Origin of the sequence: Streptomyces sp. NPDC007088 (genome assembly GCF_042869355.1) — a bacterium.
Taxonomy (GTDB): Bacteria; Actinomycetota; Actinomycetes; order Streptomycetales; family Streptomycetaceae; genus Streptomyces.
On record NZ_JBIAFO010000019.1, the window covers coordinates 15,368 to 41,776 of the forward strand.

Below are 26,409 nucleotides of genomic sequence, written 5' to 3' on the forward strand. Positions count from 1 at the left end.
GACGGGGCTGTGAGAGGGGTGCTGAGGCTGAGGGGTGGGCTGCGAGGGGCTAGATCTGAGCGCTGACGGGCGCACCGTGGCATATGCCACGGTGCGCGCCGACGTCACTGGCGCGCGCCGTTCAACAGGCGCGCACCGTCCTAAGCGCCGTCCCGCCCGCTGCACGCCTCTCGCGTCCGCGAAGGGGGTCCCTCGGACTGCGCAAGGTGCCCCCCCGCCGCCGCGCTGCACGTCGTTGGATGTGTGGTCCACGGGGCGGCGGGGCTTCGGTCCAAGGGGCGGCGTGGCGTGGCGCCAGCCCCGTCGCATATGCCACGAGGCCAGGCCACGAGACCGCGAGGCCACGAGGTGCCAACGAGCGAAGGGTTACGGAGACTCTTCCTTCGCGCCTCCTGGCTTCGCGCTTTCCGGCGCGCTGTCTGGCTTCGAGCCTCTTTGCTCCACGTCTTCTCGGCGCCTCGTCGCATATGCCACGGGGCGAGCCATCACGGCGTACAGTCCGCCCGCCACCAGCACGGTCGCGAGCCAGCCCAGTCCATTGCGCCCCACCCACGACGAGGCGAACGGGCCGCTGAACCACTCCACCCGAGTGAACAGAAGTCCCACCACCAGGGAGCAGGACCACGCGGTCGTCGCCGGCAGTGAGAAGCCGCCCCGGTACCAGTAGAGGCTGCCCCGTCCCGTGTCCATGAGCCCCGCGCCGTCATAGGCGCGGCCGCGCAGCAGATCGGCGCCGAACACCCCGATCCAGGCCGAGAACGCGACGGCGAGCAGGCTCAGGAAGGACAGGAACGAGTCGAGGAAGCCGGTCGCGACGTTCATGAGCAGCCAGCCGAGGACCAGGCTGATCACCGCGTTCACGCTGACCGCGACCGTACGCGGAACCCGGAGGCCCAGAGTCAGCGCGGTGAAACCGGCCGAGTACATCGACATGGCGTTGATGAGGACCATGCCGACCAGGGCGACCACCAGATACGGGACCGCGATCCAGGTCGGCAGTGCCTCGCCGAGGAAGGACACCGGATCCGTCGCGCTGGACAGGTGAGGCAGCCCGACGGCGATCACGGCCCCCATCAGCACCAGAGGCGTCACGACCACCAGTGCCCCGGCGACGGTGTACCCCACCAGGGACCGCGCGGACACGGCGCGCGGCAGATACCGGGTGAAGTCGGGTGCCGTGGGCACCCAGCTGATCCCTCCGGCGGTGATGGCCCCGAATCCCGCGACCATCAACGAGGACGGGCCGGCGGGACGGGCGAGCAGCGCCGTCCAGTCCGTGACCCGCACCAAGTGCGCCAGGATCAACACGCTGAAGAGCCCGAACAGGGCCATGGAACAGGTCGTGCAGACCTGGAGCACTCGCCGGCCGAGGCCGCTGATGAGGAAGGTGCAGGCGACGAAGCCCAGCAGGGTGGCGCCGGTCAGCAGGTCGGTGCGGCGCAGGCCCCAGACGATGTCCAGCACGGTCAGGCAGGCGTAGGCACCGGTGACGGCGTTGACGGTTTCCCACCCCCAGCGGGTCACCCAGATCAGCGTGCCGGGCAGCAGGTTGCCCCGTTGGCCGAAGACGGCGCGCGAAAGCGTCATCCCGGGAGCCCCGCCTCGCTTGCCCGCGATCGACACCAGACCCACCAGCCCGTACGCGACCACGGGGGAGACGAGCGCGACCCCCAGCACCTGCCAGAAGCTCAGACCGTAGGCCACGATCAGGCCCGCCCCGATCGTGACGAGCAGCACGCTGATGTTGGCGGACACCCACAGCGGGAAGACCTGGCGCGGTCGCCCGCCCCGCAGACGGTCGGGGACGGGCTCGATGCCTCTCGTCTCCACGGTGCCCTCGCCCGTTTCGGGCCCTGTGCCGGACATGGCGTCGAGGGGTGGGTCGGGATACCGGGATGCCTCGCTCATGTTTGGGTCCGGTTCGTCTGAAATGAAAGCTTCTGTCCCGTGGAGGAAAGCACAATCCGGGAGCGCGGGGTGTCCATGGCTGATACTGGGGGGCGTTATGGACATCGTCATCCTTGCTGTAGTCATCGCCCTGGTCGTGGTCGGCGCGATCAGCGGGCTGGTGGTGAGCGGTCGCAGGAAGAAGCGACTGCCGCCCCCGCCGCCCTCCGGCACGCCGACCGTCACCGCTCCACCGGCCGAGCCGCATGTCGGCGACGAGGCCGGGAAGCCGAGCGCAGAAACCCGCAGAACGATCGAGGAGGTAGACCTCCCCGACGCCGCAGAGGCGACACAGACGCCCGAGGCAGTCGAGGACCCGGTTGTCGCCGCCCCGCCCGTTCCAGAGATCGAGGTGCCCGAGCCCACGGCGGGGCGACTGGTCCGGCTGCGGGCCCGGCTCTCCCGTTCGCAGAACGCCTTGGGCAAGGGCCTGCTCACCCTCCTCTCCCGTGAACACCTCGACGAGGACACGTGGGAGGAGATCGAGGACACCCTGCTGACCGCCGACATCGGCGTCGCCCCGACGCAGGAGCTGGTCGAACGCCTGCGTGAACGGGTCCGCGTCCTGGGGACGCGTACCACCGACGAACTGCGCACCCTCCTGCGTGAGGAGCTGCTCACGCTCGTCGGCCCGGACACGGACCGCACCGTGCACACCGAATCGGCGCCCGGCAAGCCCGGCATCGTCATGGTCGTCGGCGTCAACGGCACCGGCAAGACGACGACCACGGGCAAGCTCGCCCGGGTTCTCGTCGCCGACGGCAAGACGGTCGTGCTGGGGGCCGCGGACACCTTCCGCGCCGCCGCCGCGGATCAGCTCCAGACGTGGGGCGAGCGCGTCGGCGCCCGCACCGTACGTGGCCCCGAGGGCGGTGACCCCGCCTCCATCGCCTTCGACGCGGTGAAGGAGGGCATCCTCGAACAGGCCGACGCCGTGCTGATCGACACGGCGGGCCGACTGCACACCAAGACCGGCCTCATGGACGAGCTCGGCAAGGTCAAGCGCGTCGTCGAGAAGCAGGCGCCGCTGGACGAGGTGCTGCTTGTCCTCGACGCCACCACCGGCCAGAACGGCCTCGTCCAGGCGCGCGTGTTCGCCGAGGTCGTCTCCATCACCGGCATCGTGCTGACCAAGCTCGACGGCACGGCCAAGGGCGGCATCGTCGTGGCCGTACAGCGTGAGCTGGGGGTCCCCGTGAAGCTCGTCGGCCTCGGGGAAGGAGCGGACGACCTCGCGCCGTTCGAGCCGCAGGCATTCGTGGACGCCCTCATCGGCGACTGAACCGGCCGGGCCGACCTCTGGCAGACGGCAGACGAGCGAACGAGTCGGCTACGAGGGGGCGGCCGAAGTGAACACGCTCCTGGCCGGCGCGCCCCGTGGAATATGCCACGGGGCACGCCGACGGGCTGGCGAGCGTCAATGACAGGGCCCCGCGACACTCGTTCGCGGGGCCCTGCCACGTACTCCGGAACCAGCTCGTGGCCGCGCTCCGAGAGGCCGCCGCCGCCCCGCGTCCCAGCGCGCGCGGCTCCCCGCTTCTCACGCCCCGGAACGGCGTGCCGAGCGGTGCGCCACATAAGCGAGCGTGCCGAGCAGCAGCCGTGCCTCGGGCGGGCGGAACGCCGTGTCCGGGGCGGGCGCGCGCAGCCAGCGGACCGGGCCGAGGCCGCCCCGGTCCGACGGCGGGGCGGTGATGAAGCTGCCCGCGCCCAGTCCGCGCAGATCGAGACCGGTGTCGTCCCAGCCCATGCGGTAGAGCAGCCGTGGCAGGGCTGCCGCCGCCCCGGGCGCGACGAAGAACTGCGCGCGCCCCTGCGGTGTGACCGCAACGGGGCCCAGAGGCAGGCCCACGCGTTCCATGCGCGCGAGGGCGTGCCGACCGGCGGACTCGGAAACGTCGAGGACGTCGAAGGCCAGGCCGACGGGCAGCATGAGCGCCGCACCGGGCCACTGGGACCAGGCGGCCGCCGCCTCGTCCAGCGTGGCGCCCGCCGGAACCGTGTCCGCGCAGTCGAGAGGATGAGCCCCCGGGGCGGGGCAGGACGCCAGGCCGCAGGAGCAGACTCCTGCCGCCGTGCGCGCTCCCGGCGCGACCTCCCACCCCCAGAGGCCGGTGAACTCGGCCACCGTCGTGCACTCCGAGGAGCGCCCGCGCCGTCGTATCCCGGTCCGCTTCTCCCGGATGCCGCCGATCGTGAAGCCCATGCCTCCTCCAACGTGTCCGGAGCGTCCAACGCTCACGGTGCACCGGGGGTTACGAACCGGATCGGCGTCATGACGCTGTGCTCGCTCTTGTCTCGGTACGAAGGGGTTGCGTACGGTCCCTCGTGCGCCCCAACGCGCTTCCGCGCGCCGGTCCCTCGCTCGCTTGGATCAGTCAATCGCGTGAAGTGCAGGGTGAGTTCGAGCGTGGGGGTGGCGAATGGTGGCGATTGGGCGGTGCGGCTCGCCGTGAAGGTGTGCGGCGTCCTACCTTCACTGGGCGGACTCTCGTTGACGCGCCCTCGTCCACCGGATCCTCAGGCTGTGTCGGACCTGTGGAGGGGGCCGTGTCAGTGTCTCGGCGCCGCGCGGACGCGCGCCCCGAGGCGGGTCGGCGTACGGCGACGACGGAGAGCATCAGGGATGGGGGCGTGCTCATGGCCGGGAACGGCGAGTTCGGCGAACCCGACAGCGGTACGGGTACCGGAGCGGGCGACAAGCGGCCCAACGCCCTGCTGGAGTCGTGGTTCCTGCGCAGCGGATGGTCCAAGGGCGAGCTGGCCCGCCAGGTGAACCGCAGGGCGCGGCAACTGGGCGCCGTCCACATCTCCACGGACACGTCGAGAGTGCGGCGCTGGCTCGACGGCGAACAGCCGCGCGAGCCCATTCCGCGGCTGCTGTCCGAGCTGTTCTCCGAACGCTTCGGCTGCGCCGTCAGCGTCGAGGACCTGGGTCTTCGCTCCCTGCACCAGTCACCCTCCACGGCGGGAGTGGACCTGCCCTGGACGGCGCCGCAGACCGTGGCGCTCATGAGCGAGTTCTCGCGCAGTGACCTCATGCTCGCCCGGCGGGGATTCCTCGGCGGTTCGCTCGCCCTCACGGCCGGCCCCGGCCTCGTGGAGCCCATGCAGCGCTGGCTTCAGCCCATGCACGGTGAACCGCTGACCACGGTGGAGCAGTCCACCTCCTCGCGCCGTACGGGGCATCGTCTGTCGCGTCCCGAGCTGGAACTGCTGGAATCCACCACCGTCATGTTCCGCAAGTGGGATGCCCAGTGCGGAGGAGGGCTGCGCCGCAAAGCCGTCGTCGGCCAGTTGCACGAGGTCACCGATCTTCTCCAGGAACCGCAGACCGAGGACACCGGCCGACGCCTCTTCCGGGTCGCCGCCGAACTGGCCGAGCTGGCCGGCTGGATGAGCTACGACGTCGGGCTCCAGCCGACGGCGCAGAAGTACTTCGTCCTGGCCCTGCACGCCGCCAAGGAGGCCGACGACAAGCCGCTGGGCTCCTACGTCCTGTCCAACATGGCTCGTCAGATGATTCACCTGGGCCGCCCGGACGACGCGCTGGAGCTGATCCACCTCGCCCAGTACGGAAGCCGCCACGCCTCGACCCCGCGTACTCAGGCCATGCTGTATGCGATGGAGGCCCGTTCTTACGCCAACCTGGGCCAGGCGGGCAAGTGCAAACGGGCGGTCCGCATGGCGGAGGACACCTTCGCCGAGGCCAACGAGTCGACGGACAGCGATGCGCCCGACCCCGACTGGATCACCTTCTTCTCGGAGGCCGAGCTGTACGCCGAGAACGGGCACTCCTTCCGCGACCTGGCATATGCCGCGGGGCGGAACGTCACCTACGCCGGCCTCGCGGAGCCCGCGATCGGCCGCGCCGTGGAGCTGTTCGGCCGGGACCTCGAACACCACCGCTCGTACGCGCTCAACCTCATCGGCCTCGCGACGGTGCACCTTCTCAAGCGGGAACCCGAACGGGGTGCGGCGGCGGCGAGCGAGGCCATCGGTATCGCGAAGAAGGTCCGCTCGGAGCGGCTCAACACCAGACTCCGCAAGACCGTGGACAGCGCCGTACGCGAGTACGGCGACGTCACCGAGGTGATCGAGCTGGGCAACGAGCTGGCGACCCGGCTGCCGGAGGCCGCACAGACACCCGCCTGAGCGCCCCCGCCCCGCACCGTCCGTGGGCACCGTGGGCGCCGTGTGCTCCTCGCGAGGAGAGATCGAGGCCTCCGCGCCGCACCCCCGTCGTACACCGGGGAACGCCCCGGAACGCAGACCGCGTTCCGGGGCGTTCCCCGTCACGCGTCTGCGTCACGCGCGGCAGGTATACCGCGCGGCCGTCCCTCTGAACGCCCTCGGCGGCCGCATCGCTGCTGCCGTAGGTTGCGCAACGATAACGACGACACCGGCCGACATCCGGCAGTTCATAGACGCGTAACACGCGCCATGCCTTCGTCACGGCGGTGAAACACCGAGGGGCATCGACCGAAACCGCGCTGCGACAACCTCATGGCGCATAACCGGCCCACCCCTCACGACCGCACTGGTTTCGCCCGCACGGGCCGCACCGACGACGAGGAGACGCAGATGCCCCCAGGCATCACGCTCGCCGCAGACGCTCCCCAGCTGTCTGCCGCGAACACGGGATTCATGCTCATCTGTTCCGCCCTGGTCATGCTGATGACCCCGGCGCTGGCCTTCTTCTACGGAGGCATGGTCCGCGTCAAGAGCACGCTCAACATGCTGATGATGAGCTTCATCAGCCTCGGGATCGTCACGATCCTGTGGGTGCTCTACGGCTTCAGCCTCGCCTTCGGCACGGACAAGGGAAGCCTCGTCGGCTGGAACGGCGACTTCGTCGGGCTCAGCGGAATCGGCGTCGTGCAGCTCTGGGACGGTTACACGATCCCGGTCTACGTCTTCGCCGTCTTCCAGCTGATGTTCGCGATCCTGACGCCCGCGCTGATCAGCGGCGCCCTCGCCGACCGCGTCAAGTTCACCGCCTGGGCGCTGTTCATCGCCCTGTGGGTGACGATCGTGTACTTCCCCGTGGCTCACTGGGTCTGGGGCTCCGGTGGCTGGGCCTTCGACCTCGGGGTGATCGACTTCGCGGGTGGTACGGCGGTCCACATCAACGCGGGCGCCGCGGCGCTCGGCGTCATCCTGGTCATCGGCAAGCGGGTCGGCTTCAAGAAGGACCCGATGCGGCCGCACAACCTGCCGCTCGTCATGCTCGGCGCCGCCCTCCTGTGGTTCGGCTGGTTCGGCTTCAACGCCGGCTCCTGGCTCGGCAACGACGACGGCGTGGGCGCCGTGATGTTCCTCAACACGCAGGTCGCCACCGGTGCCGCGATGCTCGCCTGGCTCATCTACGAGAAGATCCGCCACGGCGCCTTCACCACCCTGGGCGCGGCGTCCGGCGCTGTCGCGGGCCTCGTCGCGATCACTCCCTCGGGCGGCGCGGTCAGCCCCCTCGGCGCCATCGCCGTCGGCGCCATCGCCGGTGTCCTGTGCGCCATGGCCGTCGGCCTCAAGTTCAAGTTCGGCTACGACGACTCACTCGACGTCGTCGGAGTCCACCTCGTCGGCGGCGTCGTCGGCTCGCTGCTCGTCGGCCTCTTCGCCACCGGAGGCGTCCAGTCCGACGCCAAGGGCCTGTTCTACGGTGGTGGGCTCGACCAGCTCGGCAAGCAGGCCGCGGGCGTCTTCGGGGTCCTCGCGTACTCTCTGGTCGTCTCCGCGATCCTCGCCCTCGTCATCGACAAGACGATGGGGATGCGGGTCAGCGAGGACATCGAGGTCTCCGGCATCGATCAGGTCGAGCACGCCGAGACCGCGTACGACTACAGCGGCGCCGGCGGCGGCTCCCTGCCCCGTAGCAGCACTCTTCCCACCTCTGACGCCGCGGTGGGTCCGGCGACGAACAAGAAGGTGGACGCATGAAGCTCATCACCGCGGTCGTCAAGCCGCACCGGCTCGACGAGATCAAGGAGGCGCTTCAGGCCTTCGGCGTCCACGGGCTGACCGTCACCGAGGCCAGCGGCTACGGCCGCCAGCGTGGCCACACGGAGGTCTACCGGGGCGCCGAGTACACCGTGGACCTCGTCCCGAAGATCCGGATCGAGGTCCTGGTCGAGGACGACGACGCGGAACAGCTGATCGACGTCGTGATCAAGGCCGCCCGCACCGGCAAGATCGGTGACGGCAAGGTCTGGAGCCTGCCGGTCGACACCGCGGTGCGGGTCAGGACCGGGGAACGCGGCCCGGACGCCCTCTGACCCCGTGCTCGCGCCGCCCCGTCCCCCGCCCCGTACGCCGCACAGGCGCACCGGGACGGGGGACGGGGCGCATACGGCGCTCCACGGGTCCGGCGACCGCCGCGGAGCCCGCGCCCACCCGACGGCCGGCGCACACGGGGCCGCCGGGCGGGGCGCGCCCCGGACGGAGCACGCCCCGCCCCGCCATCCCCCTCCCCATCGCCACGACGGACGACGCCACACCACCTAGAAGAGACCCCCGCACGAGCGGGGCGCCCACGGACGCGAGAACTCCGTGGCGGACGACGACACTCCTCGCCCGGTGCGAGGGGACAGCCCCAGGAGCTGCCCGGTGACGAGCCTCGACCCACGCCCCGACACCGACGACCCGGGACCCAGCGGCTACGCCGCGGCACGCCTGAGCCTCCTTCAACAGGAGGCGACCACCGGCGCCGCACGGCGTCGCGCCCTGTCCGAACTCACTGACAACTGGCTGACCGGGCTCTTCGACGCCGCCTCCCGCGACGTACCGGGCGCCGCCCTCGTCGCGGTCGGCGGCTACGGGCGCGGTGAACTCTCCCCGCGCAGCGATCTCGACCTGCTCCTGCTCCACGACGGCCGCGCCGACCCGGGAGCCGTCGCGGCCCTGGCCGACCGCATCTGGTACCCCGTGTGGGACCTCGGACTCGACCTCGACCACTCCGTGCGCACCCTCGACGAGGCGCGCAAGACAGCCGGGGACGACCTCAAGGTCCACCTCGGGCTTCTCGACGCCCGACACGTCGCCGGTGACCTCGGGCTCACCACCGGCCTGCGCTCCACCGTCCTCGCCGACTGGCGCAACCAGGCGCCCAAACGCCTGCCCGAACTCCGCGACCTGTGCGCCGCACGCGCCGAACGCCAGGGCGAACTGCAGTTCCTGCTCGAACCCGACCTCAAGGAGGCGCGTGGCGGCCTGCGCGACGTCACCGCGCTGCGCGCCGTCGCCGCGTCCTGGCTCGCCGACGCGCCGCGTGCCGGACTCACCGAAGCCCGGCGCCGGCTCCTCGACGTCCGCGACGCCCTGCACCTCGCGACGGGACGGGCCACCGACCGCCTCGCCCTCCAGGAACAGGATCAGGTCGCCGCCGCCCTCGGCCTCCTCGACGCCGACACCCTGCTGCGACAGGTCTACGAGTCGGCGCGCACCGTCGCCTACGCCGGCGACGTCACGTGGCGCGAGGTGAGCCGCGTCCTGAAAGCGCGCTCCGTGCGGCCCCGGCTCCGGGCCATGCTCAGCGGCGGCAAGCCCGCGCCGGAGCGCAACCCGCTCGCCGAGGGAGTCGTCGAACAGGACGGTGAGGCCGTCCTCGCCCGCGCCGCCCGCCCCGATCGCGACCCGGTCCTGCCACTGCGCGCCGCCGCGGCCGCCGCCCAAGCCGGACTGCCCCTCTCGCTGCACGCCGTGCGCCGTCTCGCGGCCGCCACGGCCCCGCTGCCCACTCCCTGGCCGGCCGAGGCCCGGGACCAGCTCGTGACACTTCTCGGCGCCGGCCGTCCCACCGTCGACGTCTGGGAGGCGCTGGAAGCCGAAGGTCTCGTCACCCGGCTCCTTCCCGACTGGGAACGCGTCCGCTGCCGCCCGCAGCGCAACGCGGTGCACACCTGGACCGTCGATCGTCACCTTGTCGAGACCGCGGTGCGCGCCGCGGCACTGACCCGCCGGGTGTCGCGCCCCGACCTCCTGCTGGTCGCCGCGCTGCTGCACGACCTCGGCAAGGGATGGCCGGGGGACCATTCGGTGGCCGGCGAGATCATCGTGCGCGATGTCGCCGCCCGGATCGGCTTCGACCGCGCCGACGTCGCCACCCTCGCCTCCGTCGTACGCCACCACCTGCTCCTCGTGGAGACGGCCACCCGGCGTGACCTGGACGACCCGGCGACGGTGCGCGCCGTGGCCGACGCCGTGCGCGACCTGCCGACACTGGAACTCCTGCACGCACTCACCGAGGCCGACGCCCTCGCCACGGGGCCGGCCGCGTGGTCCGCCTGGCGCGCCTCGCTCGTCGACGACCTGGCCGGGCGTGTGGCGTCACTGCTCTCCGGCGAGGCTCCCGCGGATTCCGAACCGGCCGCAGCCCTCACCGCAGAACAGGAACGCCTCGCGGTCGAGGCCTTCCGCACCGCCGGCCCGGTTCTCACCCTCCACGCCCGCCCGGAGAGCAGGACGGTACCGGACGCCACGAGGGGAGGGGCGCAAGCGGAGCCTGCGGAGACCGACGCGGACGTGGCCGAGGACGGGGCCGGGGAACCGCTGGGTGTCGAACTGCTCGTCGCCGTCCCGTACCAGCGCGGCGTCCTCGCCGCCGTCGCCGGCGTGCTCGCCCTGCACCGTCTCACCGTGCGCACCGCCGAGTTCCGCAGCACCGTGCTTCCCGACGGTGTCAGCTCCGACGGTGCTCAGACGGGCGGGGCGGCGAACGACGACGGGGCGGACAACGGCGGGGAGGAAACCGGCGAGACCCGGGTCGGCGCCGGTCAGCCGGGCGGCCGCCTCGGGGACAAGCAGGAGGCAACGGGCCCGACCGGTCCGTCTGCCGTAGGCCAGGACGAGGGTTCTGGAAACATCCTGGTACTCAACTGGCGCGTGGCCGCGGAGTACGGCTCGCTGCCCCAGGCAACCCGGCTCCGTGCCGACCTCGTCCGTGCCCTCGACGGGAACCTGGACATCCGCGCCCGGCTGGCGGAACGCGACGCGGCGTACCCCCGGCGGCGTGGGCTGGCGGCGCCCCCGCCCCGTGTACGCGTCGCCCCGGCCGCGTCCCGGCACGCCACGGTCATCGAGGTACGGGCCCAGGACGCACCCGGGCTGCTGCACCGTCTGGCACGCGGTCTGGAGACTGCCGGGGCGCTGGTGCGCAGCGCCCACGTCAGCACTCTCGGTGCCAACGTCGTCGACGCGTTCTACGTGACTGGTTCCGATGGGGGCCCTCTGGCTCCGGCCGGGGCCGCGTCTCTGGCCGAAGAACTGGAGAAGTCGCTCCGGTGATCCGGATGGGGAGGCAATAGACAGTTCGGATGGAGAAGCAACAGCCAGAGGGGGCGGGTGGAGGGAGGCAAGTTGAGCGGCTGCCCGGGACTCGGAAGAGGTGCCGGGCCGAGGCGCGGGGGCCGGTCGCTCTTCGGTGTGCCTCGCTCTGGGGCGCTCTGCGCCGCCCCCGCCCCGTGGCATATGCCACGGGGCGGGGTTGAAGGAGTCTCCCGGGTTGTGGAGCCTGCTCCGTTGAATATGCCGCGGGGCAAGCCCCGTGTCCTGGCCCTACGGCTCCCCAATCCTGGTCGGGAGCCGCCCGCCACTTCTGGCCAGGAGACACCCGCCGTGGGTCTCGCACTACCGCGGGCGCGTAGGCTCCGTACGTCCCTCGCGCCACGCCTCCTAAGCCACGTCCCGCACGCCGTCCCGCACGACCTGTGCGTCACGTACGCCCCGCACGTCACCTGCAACCGCCTTGTTCGGACGGCCAAGGGCTTTGTTCCGGCGGAGGCGGATACCCTAGACAACGATCCACTCTGCCCCCGACCCCGAGGACCGACGAGCGCCGTGTTCGATACCCTCTCCGATCGCCTCTCAGCGACCTTCAAGAGCCTCCGCGGCAAGGGGCGTCTGTCCGAGGCGGACATCGACGCCACCGCGCGAGAAATCCGCATCGCGCTCCTTGAGGCGGATGTCGCGCTTCCGGTCGTGCGGGCCTTCATCAAGAAGGTGAAGGAGCGCGCCCTCGGAGAAGAGGTCTCCAAGGCCCTCAACCCCGCGCAACAGGTCGTCAAGATCGTCAACGAGGAACTGGTAGGCATCCTCGGTGGCGAGACGCGGCGACTGCGGTTCGCCAAGCAGCCGCCCACCGTCATCATGCTGGCGGGTCTCCAGGGCGCCGGTAAGACGACACTCGCGGGCAAGCTGGGCCGGTGGCTCCAGGGGCAGGGCCACTCTCCCCTCCTGGTCGCGTGCGACCTCCAGCGCCCGAACGCCGTCAACCAGCTCTCGGTCGTAGCCGAGCGTGCCGGGGTGGGCATCTACGCCCCGCAGCCGGGCAACGGTGTGGGCAACCCCGTCCAGGTGGCGAAGGACTCCATCGACCACGCGCGGACCAAGCAGTACGACGTCGTGATCGTCGACACCGCCGGGCGGCTCGGTATCGACCAGGAGCTCATGCAGCAGGCCGCGGACATCCGCGACGCCGTGCACCCCGACGAGATCCTCTTCGTCGTCGACGCCATGATCGGTCAGGACGCGGTCAACACGGCCGAGGCGTTCCGCGACGGTGTCGGCTTCGACGGCGTCGTCCTCTCGAAGCTCGACGGCGACGCGCGTGGCGGTGCGGCCCTGTCGATCGCGCACGTGACCGGCAAGCAGATCATGTTCGCCTCCAACGGCGAGAAGCTGGACGACTTCGACGCGTTCCACCCGGACCGTATGGCGTCCCGCATTCTCGACATGGGCGACATGCTCACGCTGATCGAGCAGGCCGAGCGGACCTTCAGCCAGCAAGAGGCCGAAGAGATGGCCCGCAAGCTCCAGAAGGGGCCGAAGGAGTTCACGCTGGACGACTTCCTGGCTCAGATGGAGCAGGTCAGGAAGATGGGCTCGATCTCCAAGCTGCTCGGCATGCTGCCGGGCATGGGGCAGATCAAGGACCAGATCAACAACCTCGACGAACGCGATGTCGACCGCACTGCCGCGATCATCAAGTCGATGACTCCGGCGGAGCGCCAGGACCCCACGATCATCAACGGCTCACGCCGCGCCCGCATCGCCAAGGGGTCCGGCGTCGAGGTCAGCGCCGTGAAGAATCTGGTGGAGCGCTTCTTCGACGCCCGCAAGATGATGTCCCGCATGGCCCAGGGCGGCGGTATGCCCGGGATGCCGGGCATGCCGGGCATGGGTGGGGGCCCGGGTCGGCAGAAGAAGCAGCAGAAGCAGGCCAAGGGCAAGCGCAAGAGCGGGAACCCCATGAAGCGCAAGGCCGAGGAGCAGGCTGCCGCCGCCCGCCGCGCCCAGGGCGGAGCGGGCGGTCAGGACGACGCCTTCGGACTTCCCGGTGGACAGCCGGGGAAGGACTTCGAGCTTCCCGAGGAGTTCAAGAAGTTCATGGGCTGACCGCCCGGTTCCCGGTTGGCCGGGGCGGCCCGGTCCTGAGCCGGGGAGATCAGGGGCCACCGTGGCTAGGGGCTGGCCACGGTGTGTGTTCTCTCTCCTCCGCGAACAACCGCCAATCGGCCGTCGCACCTCTGTTGTAAGGGGCGCTCTCCCCATCGAGAGTGCCCCTTACCAATGCCCTCCCTGCGCTGTATACGACAGTGGTGGACTGGGGCAGTCGGCTGTCGGCCATTGGCTGAGGGTCTGTTGTTGTCGTCGCATATGCCACGGGGCGCGGCCGGCGTGACGCCGGCCGCTGTCCGTGAGGGTCTGAGGGGTGCTAGGCGCGCTCCGTTCTCCGCGCAATGGCCCCTGTGCAGGAGGTGTACGCCCCGTCGCATATGCCATGGGGCAGCGATGCGCTGGATGGAAGACATGAAGGGCGTCTGAACCGCGTCCGCGGCGTCTACGGTTCGGCGCCACAGCTCTCGCATCAGCCTCCCAAGCAGGCCACGCCCCGTCGCATATGCCACGGGGCGCCAAGCGTGGTGCCCGCCCCCTGTCCGGCGGCGGCCAGGAAGCTGCTCGGCGTTACCTCCATTAATGTCCGATTCAGGACAGTGATGGAAGGTTCGTGCCGGTGGCGAAGGAGCACGCGTGAGTAATCCCGTCCCCCCGCGCGACCGGACGGACCAGCCGTGGCGTTCGGAAGGGGCGCCGCCGCCCCCGCCTCCCAAGAGAAAGCCGCCCTGGCTACGCATCATCATCGCGGCACTGATCGTGTACCTCCTGACGAACCTCGTGCTCTCCCTGGTCAACCGGGACGACGACACGACCGTCTCGTACACGGAGTTCAGCAAGCAGGTCGCGGACGACAACGTCTCGAAGATCTACTCCAAGGGCGACGCGATCCAGGGAGAGCTGAAGAAGGGGCGGCCACGTCCGAAGGACAGCGACGGGGACGGCGACTACAAGAAGTTCACCACCCAGCGCCCGGCCTTCGCCGACGACAAGCTGTGGGCTGACCTGGAGAAGCACAAGGTCACGGTCACCGCTCAGCCGGTCGTCCAGGAACGCAGCCTGCTCACCAACCTGCTGATCTCACTCGCGCCGATGATCCTGATCATCGTCCTGTGGTTGTTCATCGCACGCCGTGTGAGTTCCGGTCTCGGCGGAGCGGGCGGGATGCTCGGCCGGAAGACACCGCCCAAACCCATCGAGATGGAGGGGCGCAAGCGCACCACCTTCGCGGACGTCGCGGGGATCGACGAGGTGGAAGGGGAGCTCAACGACGTCGTCGACTTCTTGAAGCACCCGGACTCCTACCGCGAGATGGGCGCCAAGATGCCGCGGGGTGTCCTGCTGACGGGGCCGCCCGGCACAGGCAAGACGCTCCTGGCTCGGGCCGTCGCCGGTGAGGCTGATGTGCCCTTCTTCTCCGCTTCGGCGTCCGAGTTCATCGAGATGATCGTGGGCGTGGGCGCGAGCCGGGTGCGCGAACTGTTCGCCGAGGCGAGGAAGGTCGCCCCGTCCATCATCTTCATCGACGAGATCGACACCATCGGGCGCGCACGGGGCGGCGGCTCGGGTATGGGCGGCCACGACGAGCGTGAGCAGACGCTCAACCAGATCCTCACGGAGATGGACGGCTTCTCCGGCGCCGAGGGCGTGGTGGTCATCGCCGCGACCAACCGGGCCGATGTCCTCGACCCGGCCCTGACCCGGCCAGGACGGTTCGACCGGACGGTCACCGTCAGTCCTCCGGACCGGGACGGGCGCGAGGCCATCCTGCGGATTCACACCCGTGGTATTCCGCTGGCGTCCGACGTCGACCTGGCCCAGGTCGCGAGAACGACGCCCGGCATGACGGGCGCCGACCTCGCCAACCTCGCCAACGAGGCGGCTCTGCTGGCCGTCAAGCGCCGGCAGAAGCAGGTGACGGCCTCCGACCTGTCGGGAGCGCTCGAAAAGGTCCAGCTGGGTGCCGAGCGTGCCCTGGTGATGCCCGGCGAGGAGCGCAGAAGAACCGCTTACCACGAGAGCGGTCACGCCCTGCTCGGTATGCTCCAGCCGGGCGCGGACCCGGTCCGGAAGATCACCATCGTGCCGCGCGGCCGCGCTCTCGGAGTCACCCTCTCCACGCCGGACGCCGACAAGTACGCCTACACGGAGGACTACCTCCGGGGCCGCATCATCGGAGCGCTGGGCGGCATGGCCGCCGAGCACGTGGTGTTCGGGGTGATCACCACGGGGGCGGAGAACGACCTGGAGCAGGTCACCAACCTCGCCCGTGGCATGGTCGGCCGCTGGGGCATGAGCGAACGGGTCGGCCGCCTGTCGGCCCTTCCGGGCGATGCCCAGCAGCCCTACGGCCTCTCCGCCGCTCCGACGACTCTCGACGCGATCGACGAGGAGATGCGCCGCATCGTCGACGAGTGCTACGAGAGCGCGGTACGGCAATTGCGGGAGCACCGCCCTCAGCTGGACGCCCTGGCGGACGCCTTGCTGGAGAACGAGACGCTGGACGAGGCGGACGCCTACCGGGCGGCCGGCATCCCCAGGCTGGCGAAGACGGACTGAGACGGGGCGGATCGAACAGCACGACGGCGACGAACGGCACCGTTCCTCGGACGTGGCCGCTGCCGCGAGTCGTCACGAGGTCATGCCGCGACGGGAATCACTGCCGGTGAGCACGAAGGGTGAGTACGCCCGAGCGTCACCCGGCGGAGAATTCACTACGCCGATCAGGTGAGCCGGCAAGGTGATACGTCGTAGTGACACCCCCTCCGTCCGCCGCGTCCCGACGGCAGACGGCGCAGGGGAAACGGAGTGCGCGAGGCAGAGTGTCCGCGCACCGGCGCCCGGCTCAGGGCCTCGTGGCGATCACATAGCGGAACACGTTGGGCATCCACACGGTTCCGTCGGGGCGCGTGTACGGGTGCAGCGCCTCCCTGAGTTCCTTGCGGACCTGTCCGGGGTCCGTCGCCTCGACGGCGGCGTCGAAAAGCCCCGTGGAGAGCAGTCCGCGCACGGCGCTGTCGCCGTCCGCGTAGCCGAACGGGCAGGCCACCCGCCCCGATCCCTCGAGCCGCAGACCGACGCGAACCGCCACGGCCTCCAGGTCGTCGCGGCGTTCCGGGCGCCACCCGTGGCCCGCGCCCAGTTCCCCCGGCCCGAAGGACAGCGAGGCGTCGGCCTCCGTCAGACGGGTGGCGACGCGCAACACGGCTGAGGCGGCGCAGCGCTCCGGTGGCCCCCAGCCGGCCAGTACGACGCTGCCGTCGCGCGCTGTCAGCGGCACGGCGGAGTCCAGCAGGCCGGTCAGCTCCTCGTAGTCACCCGCGGTGGCGCCTGCGGGCTGAAACGCGGTCACCACGGTGTACGGGGGCGTGGAGGCCTCCACGACGTCCTCCAGGCCCCCTTCGAACAGACGCGGAGACTCCCCGGCGAGGAACGGGGCGCATTCCGGCACCCCCGGCGTCGAACGCGCCACCGGGGGAGAGGCCCGATGACCGGAGGACGCGGCGCCGACGGTGCCGGGCGCTACCGCCCGGGGGGCTCGCTCACCGAGAAGGCGTTCCCGGGCCAGCGTGAGGTGTTCCGGCGGGCCCCCGTCCACTCCGGTGACCTCGGCTCCGCGCCGCGCCGCCAGCAGGAGGGCCAGCCCCGATCCGCAGCCGAGCCCGAGAAGCCGGGCCCCAGGGCCCACCTCCACACGGTCGTACACCGCCTCGTAAAGCGGTACCAGCATCCGTTCCTGGATCTCCGCCCAGTCACGTGCCGCGCGCATCCGTGCCTCCGGGGGAGGCACGTCGCCCCGTCGAGGGCGGTGTTTCCGCACGAGCGTAGATGTCATTGACGACGCCCCAATCGGCCGAGAGATGGATGGTGCCCTGGTGTCCGCCCCCGTGGATGTCCGCCCCGTGCGCTGGTGCTCGTTCTCCCCCGGATGCCAGATAACTCCGCCCGCGCCGCGCCGTCCAGGGGCGGCAGGGAGCTTGTCGTCCGGTGCCGGTGTGCCACCTCTGTGCGCCCCCGTGCTTCCGCGGCCGTACCGCGCGCTCGGGCGGAGCCGTTCGATTCGAGCCACGTGTGGACGTCCGTATCGCGCCTTGCGGCTGAGGTGCTCCAGCGGGGCACCCGGACGGGGCGGGGCCTCGCACGCGACATCCGGAAGTAACGACGGGGGTGATGTCGGGAACCGCCACAGGCGGGAGTAACGTCCCAACAATCAGCGCGACGTCCCACACCCCTTCAGCGGGGTCTGCCCTGCACGCCCTGCGCCCCAGGCTCCGCGACGCGGGGTACCGCGCCATGGACGGGGCAGCGGACGGGGCGGTGACCAGCGCGGTACGTAGCGACGCTACGTACCGGCTTGGTGGGAGCTGTGAGCCTTCTCCGCAGATCGACGCACCCGCCCTCGTCCGGACGCATCAAGGGCAACTGACGGGTACGAGCAAAATATTTGGGATGCCCCGGAATAGGAACACGGCGACATCCCGGCTCGTTGTCACGACGTGAGCACGACACCACCTGTTCTCGCCGCAGAGCTGGCGCAGGCGTGGGCCGATATTCAGCGGTACCACCCCGAGCTGCCCGATCTTGCCGCGCCCGAGTCCCTGATCGGGGAGTCGTCGTCCGCCTGCGGACACGCGCTCTCCTTCGAACGACTGCTCCATGAGGCAGTCCACGGCATTGCCGCCGCCCGAGGTGTCCGCGACACCTCGCGAGCCGGCCGCTACCACAACCGCAGATTCCTGACGATCGCCGAGGAACTGGGTCTGGACCATCCCGAGGAGCCACACCCGAGCAGTGGCTTCTCACTGGTCACGCTCAACCCGGAGGCGAAGAGACGCTATCGGTCCACGACCGAGCGCCTGCAGCGCGCCCTCAAAGCGCACTCCGCGGCGACGTCCACCGATTCGGTACGCAGCTTCCGCGGGCCCGCCGCCCGGCACGGCTCCTCCGGCGGAGGAGTCCGGGTCAAGGCGGTGTGCGACTGCGGTCGCAACGTCCGGGTCGTCCCGTCCGTCCTCGCACAGGCGCCGATCATGTGCGGCGGCTGCGGCAAGCCGTTCCGGATTCCGGAGGCAGCGGTGCCGGCGATGACCTGAACATCTCGCGACCACCCGTCCGTTCGCCCTCCGTCCGTCTGCTCGTGCGCGGCGTGGTCCGGCAGGGGCGAGGCCACAGAGATCCTTGACGGTGCGCGCCCCCCCCCCGACGGCGTGGGGCGCCCGGTGCTCCTTCCCCGGGCGTCCCACGCCGTCGGGGGTGTGGCACGCCCCGTCTCCCGGCCCGCCCCCACCTGCGTCGGCCCCTGGGGGAGCCAGGCAGGGGAGCGAGGGGCGAGCGCGATCCTTCGCCCGCGACGTAGCGTCGCGTGCCCGAGCCGACGGGGCGCGCCCGTGCGCGCAAACGGACGTCGACCCACGGGTTCGGGAGCGTCGCCACCTGTGGCAGAATGGACAGCTGTACTCGACAGCCGCACAGGACCCCTCTCTCCTCCGGCTGACGCGTCCCGCGGGCCCCTTGGATTCCGCAACCCCACGCGGCATCACTTGGTGCCCCACCACGTCAAGACCAGGAGACACCACTTCCGTGGCAGTCAAGATCAAGCTGAAGCGTCTGGGCAAGATCCGCGCGCCTCACTACCGCATCGTCGTCGCCGACTCCCGTACCCGCCGTGACGGCCGGGCCATCGAGGAGATCGGCCTGTACCACCCGGTGCAGAACCCGTCGCGCATCGAGGTCGACGCCGACCGCGTCGCCTACTGGCTGGGTGTCGGCGCGCAGCCGACCGAGCCCGTGCTCGCGATCCTGAAGAAGACCGGCGACTGGCAGAAGTACAAGGGCGAGCCCGCTCCGGCGCCGCTGCTCCAGCCGGAGCCGAAGGCCGACCACAGTGGTCTCTTCGAGGCCGCCTCCAAGAAGGCCGGCGACGAGTCGCAGGGTGAGGCCATCACCCCGAAGGCGAAGAAGGCCGACAAGAAGGACGAGGCCGACTCGTCCGAGTCGACCGAGGCCTGAGCATGCTCGACGAGGCTCTCGAACACCTCGTGAAGGGCATCGTCGACAACCCCGACGATGTGCAGGTTGCCGAGCGCACCCTGCGCCGCGGGCGTGTGCTGGAGGTCCGGGTCCACCCCGACGACCTCGGCAAGGTGATCGGTCGTAACGGCCGCACCGCGCGCGCTCTGCGTACCGTCGTGGGCGCCATCGGTGGCCGCGGTATCCGCGTCGACCTCGTCGACGTGGATCAGGTTCGCTGAACGAATCACAGCACCGGCTCGGGCCGGGGCGGGCTCTCGGGCCCGCCCCGGCCCGCAGTCGTCCCCGCGGCCGTGCCCGGCCCGGGTCCCACGAGCCACGGGGCCCCGGGCCGGGCCCCGTCACCGGGCCGACGCCCGACACGGCGTGACCCGGGTCCCCGGAACGTACGAGACGCAGGACTGGAGAACAGGCACAGTGCAGCTGGTAGTCGCGCGGATCGGCCGCGCCCACGGCATCAAGGGCGAGGTCACCGTCGAGGTGCGGACCGACGAGCCGGAGCTGAGGCTCGGCCCCGGCGCCGTCCTGGCCACCGATCCGGCCTCAGCCGGTCCCCTGACCATCGCGACGGGCCGGGTGCACAGTGGCCGGCTCCTGCTGCGCTTCGAGGGTGTCAAGGACCGGACCGGAGCCGAGGCGTTGCGCAACACCCTCCTCATCGCCGAGGTCGATCCGGAGGAACTTCCCGAGGACCCCGACGAGTACTACGACCATCAGCTCATGGACCTGGATGTGGTCACCGAGGACGGTACGGAGATCGGCCGGATCACCGAGATCTCGCACCTGCCCTCCCAGGACCTGTTCATCGTCGAACGCCCCGACGGCACGGAGATCATGATTCCGTTCGTGGAGGAGATCGTGAGCGAGATCGACCTGGAGGAGCAGCGGGCCGTCATCACCCCGCCGCCCGGCCTGATCGACCCCGACGAGGCGGAGATCGCCTCCGCCCGTGACGCCGCTCCGGCCACTTCGGCCGCCCCGTCGGGCGAGGACGCCGCGACGTCCCCCGGGGCGGACGGTGCCGCCGCGCGGGACCCGCACGGAGCACCGGAGGACGGGCGATGACGGGGCGCGGCCTGCGGGTCGACGCGGTCACGATCTTCCCCGAATACCTCGAACCGCTGAACGTCTCCCTTGTCGGCAAAGCCAGGGCCCGGGGACAACTCGACGTACACGTCCACGACCTGCGTGCCTGGACGTACGACCGCCACAACACCGTCGACGACACCCCCTACGGCGGTGGGCCCGGCATGGTCATGAAGACCGAGCCCTGGGGCGAGGCCCTCGACACCGTGCTCGCCGACGGTTACGAGGCCGGGGCCCGCGAGCCCGTCCTGGTGGTCCCGACGCCGAGCGGGCGGCCCTTCACCCAGCAGCTCGCCGTGGAGCTCAGCGAGCGCCCCTGGCTGATCTTCACACCCGCACGCTACGAAGGCATCGATCGCCGGGTCACCGAGGAGTACGCGACGCGCCTCCCGGTCCACGAGGTCTCCATCGGCGACTACGTCCTCGCCGGCGGTGAGGCCGCCGTACTCGTCATCACCGAGGCGGTCGCCCGGCTGCTCCCCGGCGTGCTCGGCAACGCCGAGTCGCACCGCGACGACTCCTTCGCACCGGGAGCCATGGCCGACCTGCTGGAGGGCCCCGTCTACACCAAACCGCCCGCCTGGCGCGGGCGGGAGATCCCCGACGTCCTGCTCAGCGGCCATCACGTCAAGATCGCCCGGTGGCGGCGTGACGAGGCGCTGCGCCGCACCGTCGCGCACCGTCCGGACCTCATCGCGCGCTGTGATCCCGCGGCGTTCGACAAGAAGGACCGGGAGATGCTCTCCATCCTCGGCTGGCAGCCCGGCCCCGACGGGCGATTTGGGCCCAGCGCCTCCGACGTGGAAGAATAGGCCGCTGCCGTCCGTCCGGCGTGCGCCCCTGCCACAGGGGGAACGACGTCCGCCCGACGAGAACAGCACCCCTTCACTCATCACCATGTTCCGCTGATGACCTGTGGCATCAGCGAGGAAGCAGACACACATGTCCAACCTGCTCGACTCCGTCGACGCCGCGTCGCTGCGCAGCGACCTCCCGGCGTTCCGCCCGGGCGACACCGTCAACGTCCACGTGCGCGTGATCGAGGGCAACCGCTCCCGTGTGCAGCAGTTCAAGGGCGTTGTCATCCGCCGGCAGGGCTCCGGCGTCCGTGAGACCTTCACGGTCCGCAAGGTCTCCTTCTCCGTCGGCGTGGAGCGCACCTTCCCCGTGCACACCCCGATCGTCGAGAAGATCGAGCTGGTGACCCGCGGTGACGTGCGTCGCGCCAAGCTCTACTACCTGCGCGACCTGCGCGGCAAGGCCGCGAAGATCAAGGAGAAGCGCGACAGGTGATCGCGTCGGCCCCGTGGCATATGCCACGGGGCCACTTCCGGGCCATCGTCCGGAGGGGTCCACAGACGGGGCGGATACCATCTGGCCTCGATGGACACCGAAGCACAACACACGGAGCGCGACCGCTCCTCCGCACCCGGCCCGGGTACTGATCCCGGGGCCGGGGAGGCGGAGGAACGGCCGCGCTCTCGTCTGTCCTGGCTGCCCGGTGGCGGCTACACGCTGACAGTGCTTCTCGTCGTCCTCGCTCTGCTGGCGGTCAACCGTTCCGTCGCCCAGCCCTTCGAGATCCCCAGTACGTCGATGGAGCCGGCTCTTCATGTCGGAGACCGTGTAGTCGTCAACAAGGTGGCGTACCGTTTCGGTGGCACGCCGCGCCGTGGCGACGTCGTGGTGTTCGACGGTGCCGGCTACTTCGGCGACGGCGACTACATCAAGCGCGTCGTGGGGATCGGGGGCGATCGGGTGGTGTGCTGCGGCAAGGACGGCAGGCTCAGGATCAACGGGCGTCCCGTCAGTGAACCGTTTCTTCACCCGGGGGACGTGGCCTCCGAGGTTCCGTTCGACCTCGTGGTCCCGAGCGGCCGTCTCTTCCTGCTGGGCGATCACCGCAGCGACTCCCGCGACTCCCGCGACCACCTGGGTTCGCCGGGAGGCGGGATGGTGCCCCTCTCCTCGGTGATCGGCCGCGCGGAGACCGTCGTCTGGCCACTGAGCCGGTGGGGAGGGCTCGGGCGCGACCGTACGTACGAAGACGTCCCGGCCCCCGGCCACGGGCATGGGTAGGCGGGGCAAGCACGGAACCAGCGTCCCGCGGGAGTCCCCGCCGGGGCCCGAGCCCTCGTCCCCCGTGCCGCGGCCCGGCAGGGCGGAACTGCGTCGGCTGGCGCAGCGGGTCCGGCGCCGCAGACGACGTACCGCGCTGCGGGAGATACCCCTGCTCCTGGGCGTGGCGGTGCTCATCGCCCTCGTGGTGAAGACCTTCCTGGTGCAGGCGTTCGTCATCCCGTCAGGCTCGATGGAGCAGACGATCCGGGTCGGGGACAGGGTGGTGGTGGACAAACTCACTCCCTGGTTCGGGTCCCGGCCGCACCGTGGCGACGTCGTCGTCTTCAAGGACCCCGGGGGCTGGCTCGGCGCGGACGGGCCGCCCCACAAGCCCGACGCGGCGGCCCTGCACGCCGTCAAGAAGGGGTTGACGGCCATCGGGCTGCTCCCGTCCGACAACGAGCACGATCTGATCAAACGGGTCGTCGCCGTCGGCGGCGACCACGTCGCGTGCTGCGACTCCCGGGGCCGCGTCGCCGTCAACGGCACCCCGGTGGACGAGCCCTACGTTCACCCCGGGAACAAGCCCTCGGCCGTCCCCTTCGAGGTACGGGTGCCCGCGGGGCGGCTGTTCGTCATGGGGGACCACCGCGCCGATTCCGGCGACTCCCGCTTTCACCAGGACCCGCGATTCCGTGGCACCGTGTCCGAGGACTCCGTGGTGGGACGGGCCGTCGTCATCGCCTGGCCGCTCGGGCACTGGGCGACGCTGGGGCAGCGCGCGGCGTACGCGCACGTCGCCGACGCGCCCGTCGGGGCGGCGTCGGCGCCCGACGGCTCGCATAAGGTGGCTCCTCAGAAGCCGAAGGCGACAGCTGTACTCCCGATCCCTGCGGAACTCCCGCTCGTTATGGGAGTGGTGGGCCTGCACCACGCACGATGCAGGCGGCGACACGAAGTGAGGAGTTGATGTGGGGGACGTGGCGGTGGGCGCTCGGTCCGGACACGAGGGACCTGAGGAGCCGGAGGACGGCGTGAGGCGCGGAGGCGATCGCAGCGGCGCGGAGACGGGGCTCGACGCTGCGGATCCCGACAGCGACACCTCGGCCCCCACGGGGCACGGACGAAGCACCAAGCCCAGGAAACCGCGGCCGTTCTGGAAGGAACTCCCGCTGCTGGTCGTCATCGCTCTGGCTCTCGCGCTGGTCATCAAGACCTTCCTGGTCCAGGCGTTCTCGATCCCCTCGGGTTCGATGGAGAACACCCTCAAGGTGAGCGACCGGGTCCTGGTGGACAAGCTCACCCCGTGGTTCGGCTCGGAGCCCGATCGTGGCGAGGTCGTCGTCTTCAAGGACCCGAGCGGGTGGCTGGCCGCCGAGCCGACACCCAAGGCCAACGTGGTGCAGAAGGGGCTGAGCTTCATCGGCCTCATGCCCTCCGCGGACGAGAAGGACCTCATCAAGAGGGTCATCGGCGTCGGGGGGGACACGGTCGAGTGCAAGGGTGACGGGCCTCTCCGTGTCAACGGCAAGCCGCTCGACGAGCCGTACGTCTTCCCCGGGAACACCCCCTGCTCCGTCGACGAGACGGGCGGCCAGTTCAAGGTGAAGGTGCCGGAAGGCAAACTTTGGGTCATGGGTGACCACCGGCAGGCGTCCGCCGACTCCCGCTACCACCCGAACGACCGCAACGGCGGCTTCGTCCCCGTGGACAACGTCATCGGCCGTGCCTTCGTCGTGGCCTGGCCGCCGCAGCGCTGGTCCACGCTGCCGGTGCCCGACACCTTCCACCAGTCCGGCGTCGACGCCGCCGCGAGCATGTCGGGGCCTGCCGCGCTCGGCCTGGCCGGCGCCGTACCGCTCGTACTGTGGCGCAGGCGAAGGGTTACTGCCGCGCGTACCGACGGGTAGGGTGCGCTCCCAGATCGGCGATCCCCGGCCGTGACCTCGCCTCGTACCCGCGACGTCCCGGGCCACGTGGTCGCTCCGTCCGACCTGGGGACCACTGACATGAGCGCACCACACCGTACGGCCGAGGGCCGCGGCCGCATCGGACACCTCCTGTCCGGTGCGGCCGTGGCCCTCGGCTGCGTCCTCTTCCTCGGAGGCTTCGCCTGGGGCGCGTGGGAGTACCGCCCGTACACGGTGCCGACGCCCTCCATGACGCCCACCATCGACCCCGGGGACCGAGTCCTGGGCCAGCGCATATCGGGGGACGAGGTGCGACGGGGCGACGTCGTGGTGTTCACGGACAAGGCATGGGGGAGCGACCCCCTGGTGAAGCGCGTCGTGGCCGTCGGCGGCGACACCGTGGCCTGCTGCACGGACAGGCACCTGACCGTGAACGGCAAGCAGATCGACGAGCCCTACCTCCCGACCGATGCCGCGGGGCAGGGCACCGCCGTACCCAGGACGACAGTGCCCGCCGGACGCCTTTTCCTGCTGGGCGACGAACGCGCCGGTTCCCTGGACTCCACCGCGCACCTCCAGGACGTCGCACGCGGTTCTGTGCCCCGTTCGGCGGTGCAGGCGCGGGTCGACGCCGTGGCCTGGCCTATGGAGGGCATGCTGCGGAAGGCGTCCGGATTCGCTTCCCTGCCCGGCGGAATCTCCTCTCCCGGGCCGCTGCGGCCCATCGTGGCCTCCATCGTGGCCGGCGTCGTGCTGATCTTCGGCGGCGCGGCGTACGGACCTCTCGCACGGCGGCGCGCAGTGCGTCGTGCCGGGCGACCGGAGGGGGCCACCGCCCGTGCCTGACGATGACCGCGATCCGTACACCGCGCAGGACGGCGCACCGGCGGGCGGCGCAGACTGTCCGACGTCGCGCGCGGCGACGGACTCGGCACCGGACGTACACGCCCCGGCCGTCATCACCGACGAGGGCCTCTCCCCTCCCCGCAGGGTCGCCCGGGTGGTGCTCCTCGACCCGGAGGACCGGATTCTGTTGCTGCACGGGCACGAACCGGACGATCGCGAGGACGACTGGTGGTTCACGCCCGGAGGAGGTCTGGAGGGCCGGGAGACCCGGCGGGAGGCCGCACTGCGGGAGCTGGCCGAGGAGACGGGAATCACACAGGTGGTTCTGGGGCCTCTCCTGTGGCGGCGTACCTGCTCGTTCCCGTTCGCCGGCCGCCGCTGGGTGCAGGACGAGTGGTACTTCCTGGCCCGTACCGCGCAGACCGGGACCGCCGCCACGGCGCTGACGGAACTGGAACGGCGCAGTGTGGCGGGAGCGCGGTGGTGGACCTGCGAAGAACTCGGCAGGGCCCATGAGACGGTGTATCCGACCAGGCTCGCCGGGCTGCTGCGCAGGCTGCTCGACGAGGGGCCTCCCGGGCAGCCGGAGATCCTCGACACGGAAATCGTCTAGAGGTTCCCCGGGCAGGCGCACAATGGGGGGACGCACGGCTGAAGGGGAACCGCCATGAGCGCCGAGGACCTCGAGAAGTACGAGACCGAGATGGAGCTGAAGCTCTACCGGGAGTACCGCGACGTCGTCGGCCTGTTCAAATTCGTGATCGAGACCGAGCGGCGTTTCTACCTGACGAACGACTACGAGATGCAGGTCCACTCGGTGCAGGGCGAGGTCTTCTTCGAGGTCACGATGGCAGATGCGTGGGTCTGGGACATGTACCGCCCGGCCAGGTTCGTCAAGCAGGTCAGAGTACTCACGTTCAAGGACGTGAACATCGAGGAGCTCAACAAGAGCGACCTCGAACTGCCCGGCGGCTGAAGGACCTGAGAAGGGCGCACGGCGCGAGCGGGCCGCTGACCGCCCTCACGGATGCCGGGCCGAGCCGCAGGGGGCGCCGGGGCTGTGCCGGGGTCGCGCCCGGCGGCTCACCCGCAGAGTTCACACGCGCCCCGTCGGTGAGGAGGCCGAGAACTCACCCGG

The 26,409-nt window shown here is 70.7% G+C and carries 22 protein-coding genes; 19 read left to right on the forward strand and 3 right to left on the reverse strand.

What is annotated here, in order from left to right; genetic code table 11:
* Window positions 1–366 precede the first annotated feature (366 nt).
* Window positions 367–1,866 (reverse strand): purine-cytosine permease family protein, encoded by a 1,500-nt coding sequence (locus ACFYMP_RS25575; RefSeq protein WP_388862014.1) that lies wholly within the window; start codon window positions 1,864–1,866, stop codon window positions 367–369.
* Window positions 1,867–2,005: 139 nt separating this feature from the next.
* On the opposite strand from ACFYMP_RS25575, the gene ftsY reads away from it, so the two are divergent.
* Window positions 2,006–3,229, forward strand: a complete 1,224-nt coding sequence (gene ftsY, locus ACFYMP_RS25580) for a signal recognition particle-docking protein FtsY (protein WP_388861853.1) — start codon at window positions 2,006–2,008, stop codon at window positions 3,227–3,229.
* A gap of 258 nt (window positions 3,230–3,487) precedes the next feature.
* Here the strand turns inward: ftsY and ACFYMP_RS25585 are convergent, their stop codons facing one another.
* Entirely contained in the window at window positions 3,488–4,153 is a 666-nt protein-coding gene (locus ACFYMP_RS25585) for a bifunctional DNA primase/polymerase (protein ID WP_388861855.1), read from the reverse strand.
* A gap of 434 nt (window positions 4,154–4,587) precedes the next feature.
* Between ACFYMP_RS25585 and ACFYMP_RS25590 the strand changes: the two genes are divergently transcribed.
* The 6 genes from ACFYMP_RS25590 (at window position 4,588) to ftsH (ending at window position 15,897) form a co-directional block, all read left to right on the forward strand.
* On the forward strand, window positions 4,588–6,102 hold the full coding sequence (locus ACFYMP_RS25590; protein WP_388862016.1) for a hypothetical protein: 1,515 nt from the start codon (window positions 4,588–4,590) through the stop codon (window positions 6,100–6,102).
* 429 nt (window positions 6,103–6,531) lie between these two features.
* Window positions 6,532–7,887 (forward strand): ammonium transporter, encoded by a 1,356-nt coding sequence (locus ACFYMP_RS25595; protein ID WP_388861857.1) that lies wholly within the window; start codon window positions 6,532–6,534, stop codon window positions 7,885–7,887.
* Window positions 7,884–8,222: a P-II family nitrogen regulator gene (locus tag ACFYMP_RS25600; RefSeq protein ID WP_388861859.1), complete on the forward strand. Its 339-nt coding sequence runs from the start codon at window positions 7,884–7,886 to the stop codon at window positions 8,220–8,222. The genes ACFYMP_RS25595 and ACFYMP_RS25600 overlap by 4 nt, the downstream gene beginning before the upstream one ends.
* 331 nt (window positions 8,223–8,553) lie before the next feature.
* Window positions 8,554–11,229, forward strand: coding sequence for a [protein-PII] uridylyltransferase (locus tag ACFYMP_RS25605; protein WP_388861861.1), 2,676 nt, complete (start codon window positions 8,554–8,556; stop codon window positions 11,227–11,229).
* A gap of 552 nt (window positions 11,230–11,781) precedes the next feature.
* A complete protein-coding gene (gene ffh, locus ACFYMP_RS25610) occupies window positions 11,782–13,338 on the forward strand; it encodes a signal recognition particle protein (protein WP_388861863.1) in 1,557 nt (518 codons plus the stop codon).
* 636 nt (window positions 13,339–13,974) lie between these two features.
* Window positions 13,975–15,897: an ATP-dependent zinc metalloprotease FtsH gene (gene ftsH / locus ACFYMP_RS25615; RefSeq protein WP_388861865.1), complete on the forward strand. Its 1,923-nt coding sequence runs from the start codon at window positions 13,975–13,977 to the stop codon at window positions 15,895–15,897.
* Window positions 15,898–16,183: 286 nt separating this feature from the next.
* On the opposite strand, the gene ACFYMP_RS25620 is transcribed toward ftsH, so the two are convergent.
* Window positions 16,184–17,173 (reverse strand): SAM-dependent methyltransferase, encoded by a 990-nt coding sequence (locus ACFYMP_RS25620; RefSeq protein WP_388861867.1) that lies wholly within the window; start codon window positions 17,171–17,173, stop codon window positions 16,184–16,186.
* Window positions 17,174–17,834: 661 nt separating this feature from the next.
* Here ACFYMP_RS25620 and ACFYMP_RS25625 point away from each other — a divergent pair.
* From ACFYMP_RS25625 to ACFYMP_RS25680, 12 genes are all read left to right on the forward strand, one after another.
* Window positions 17,835–18,431: a hypothetical protein gene (locus ACFYMP_RS25625; protein WP_388861869.1), complete on the forward strand. Its 597-nt coding sequence runs from the start codon at window positions 17,835–17,837 to the stop codon at window positions 18,429–18,431.
* Between the two features lie 487 nt (window positions 18,432–18,918).
* Window positions 18,919–19,347 (forward strand): 30S ribosomal protein S16, encoded by a 429-nt coding sequence (rpsP, locus tag ACFYMP_RS25630; protein ID WP_388861871.1) that lies wholly within the window; start codon window positions 18,919–18,921, stop codon window positions 19,345–19,347.
* A 2-nt stretch (window positions 19,348–19,349) separates the two neighbouring features.
* Complete coding sequence (locus tag ACFYMP_RS25635) at window positions 19,350–19,589, forward strand: RNA-binding protein (RefSeq protein ID WP_077969807.1); 240 nt, start codon at window positions 19,350–19,352, stop codon at window positions 19,587–19,589.
* Between the two features lie 196 nt (window positions 19,590–19,785).
* Entirely contained in the window at window positions 19,786–20,433 is a 648-nt protein-coding gene (gene rimM / locus ACFYMP_RS25640; protein ID WP_388861873.1) for a ribosome maturation factor RimM, read from the forward strand.
* An 11-nt stretch (window positions 20,434–20,444) separates the two neighbouring features.
* A complete protein-coding gene (trmD, locus tag ACFYMP_RS25645; RefSeq protein WP_388862018.1) occupies window positions 20,445–21,266 on the forward strand; it encodes a tRNA (guanosine(37)-N1)-methyltransferase TrmD in 822 nt (273 codons plus the stop codon).
* Window positions 21,267–21,396: 130 nt separating this feature from the next.
* The gene (gene rplS, locus ACFYMP_RS25650; RefSeq protein ID WP_363149580.1) at window positions 21,397–21,747 is read left to right on the forward strand and encodes a 50S ribosomal protein L19; all 351 of its coding nucleotides are present in this window, start codon (window positions 21,397–21,399) and stop codon (window positions 21,745–21,747) included.
* 90 nt (window positions 21,748–21,837) lie between these two features.
* Window positions 21,838–22,533: a signal peptidase I gene (gene lepB, locus ACFYMP_RS25655; protein WP_388861875.1), complete on the forward strand. Its 696-nt coding sequence runs from the start codon at window positions 21,838–21,840 to the stop codon at window positions 22,531–22,533.
* 64 nt (window positions 22,534–22,597) lie between these two features.
* The gene (lepB, locus tag ACFYMP_RS25660; protein WP_388861877.1) at window positions 22,598–23,485 is read left to right on the forward strand and encodes a signal peptidase I; all 888 of its coding nucleotides are present in this window, start codon (window positions 22,598–22,600) and stop codon (window positions 23,483–23,485) included.
* 1 nt (window position 23,486) lies between these two features.
* Window positions 23,487–24,425: a signal peptidase I gene (gene lepB, locus ACFYMP_RS25665; protein ID WP_388861879.1), complete on the forward strand. Its 939-nt coding sequence runs from the start codon at window positions 23,487–23,489 to the stop codon at window positions 24,423–24,425.
* Between the two features lie 99 nt (window positions 24,426–24,524).
* Window positions 24,525–25,271, forward strand: a complete 747-nt coding sequence (gene lepB, locus ACFYMP_RS25670; RefSeq protein ID WP_388861881.1) for a signal peptidase I — start codon at window positions 24,525–24,527, stop codon at window positions 25,269–25,271.
* 112 nt (window positions 25,272–25,383) lie between these two features.
* On the forward strand, window positions 25,384–25,884 hold the full coding sequence (locus ACFYMP_RS25675) for an NUDIX hydrolase (RefSeq protein WP_388862020.1): 501 nt from the start codon (window positions 25,384–25,386) through the stop codon (window positions 25,882–25,884).
* A gap of 54 nt (window positions 25,885–25,938) precedes the next feature.
* Complete coding sequence (locus tag ACFYMP_RS25680; RefSeq protein ID WP_004924843.1) at window positions 25,939–26,247, forward strand: DUF2469 domain-containing protein; 309 nt, start codon at window positions 25,939–25,941, stop codon at window positions 26,245–26,247.
* Window positions 26,248–26,409 lie beyond the last annotated feature (162 nt).

Coding starts and splice junctions, on each gene's coding strand:
- ACFYMP_RS25575 (WP_388862014.1), bottom strand. CDS start 1,866: ATGTCCGGCACAGGGCCCGAAACGGGCGAGGGCACCGTGGAGACGAGA.
- ftsY (WP_388861853.1), top strand. CDS start 2,006: ATGGACATCGTCATCCTTGCTGTAGTCATCGCCCTGGTCGTGGTCGGC.
- ACFYMP_RS25585 (WP_388861855.1), bottom strand. CDS start 4,153: ATGGGCTTCACGATCGGCGGCATCCGGGAGAAGCGGACCGGGATACGA.
- ACFYMP_RS25590 (WP_388862016.1), top strand. CDS start 4,588: ATGGCCGGGAACGGCGAGTTCGGCGAACCCGACAGCGGTACGGGTACC.
- ACFYMP_RS25595 (WP_388861857.1), top strand. CDS start 6,532: ATGCCCCCAGGCATCACGCTCGCCGCAGACGCTCCCCAGCTGTCTGCC.
- ACFYMP_RS25600 (WP_388861859.1), top strand. CDS start 7,884: ATGAAGCTCATCACCGCGGTCGTCAAGCCGCACCGGCTCGACGAGATC.
- ACFYMP_RS25620 (WP_388861867.1), bottom strand. CDS start 17,173: ATGACATCTACGCTCGTGCGGAAACACCGCCCTCGACGGGGCGACGTG.
- ACFYMP_RS25635 (WP_077969807.1), top strand. CDS start 19,350: ATGCTCGACGAGGCTCTCGAACACCTCGTGAAGGGCATCGTCGACAAC.
- rplS (WP_363149580.1), top strand. CDS start 21,397: ATGTCCAACCTGCTCGACTCCGTCGACGCCGCGTCGCTGCGCAGCGAC.
- lepB (WP_388861875.1), top strand. CDS start 21,838: ATGGACACCGAAGCACAACACACGGAGCGCGACCGCTCCTCCGCACCC.
- lepB (WP_388861881.1), top strand. CDS start 24,525: ATGAGCGCACCACACCGTACGGCCGAGGGCCGCGGCCGCATCGGACAC.
- ACFYMP_RS25680 (WP_004924843.1), top strand. CDS start 25,939: ATGAGCGCCGAGGACCTCGAGAAGTACGAGACCGAGATGGAGCTGAAG.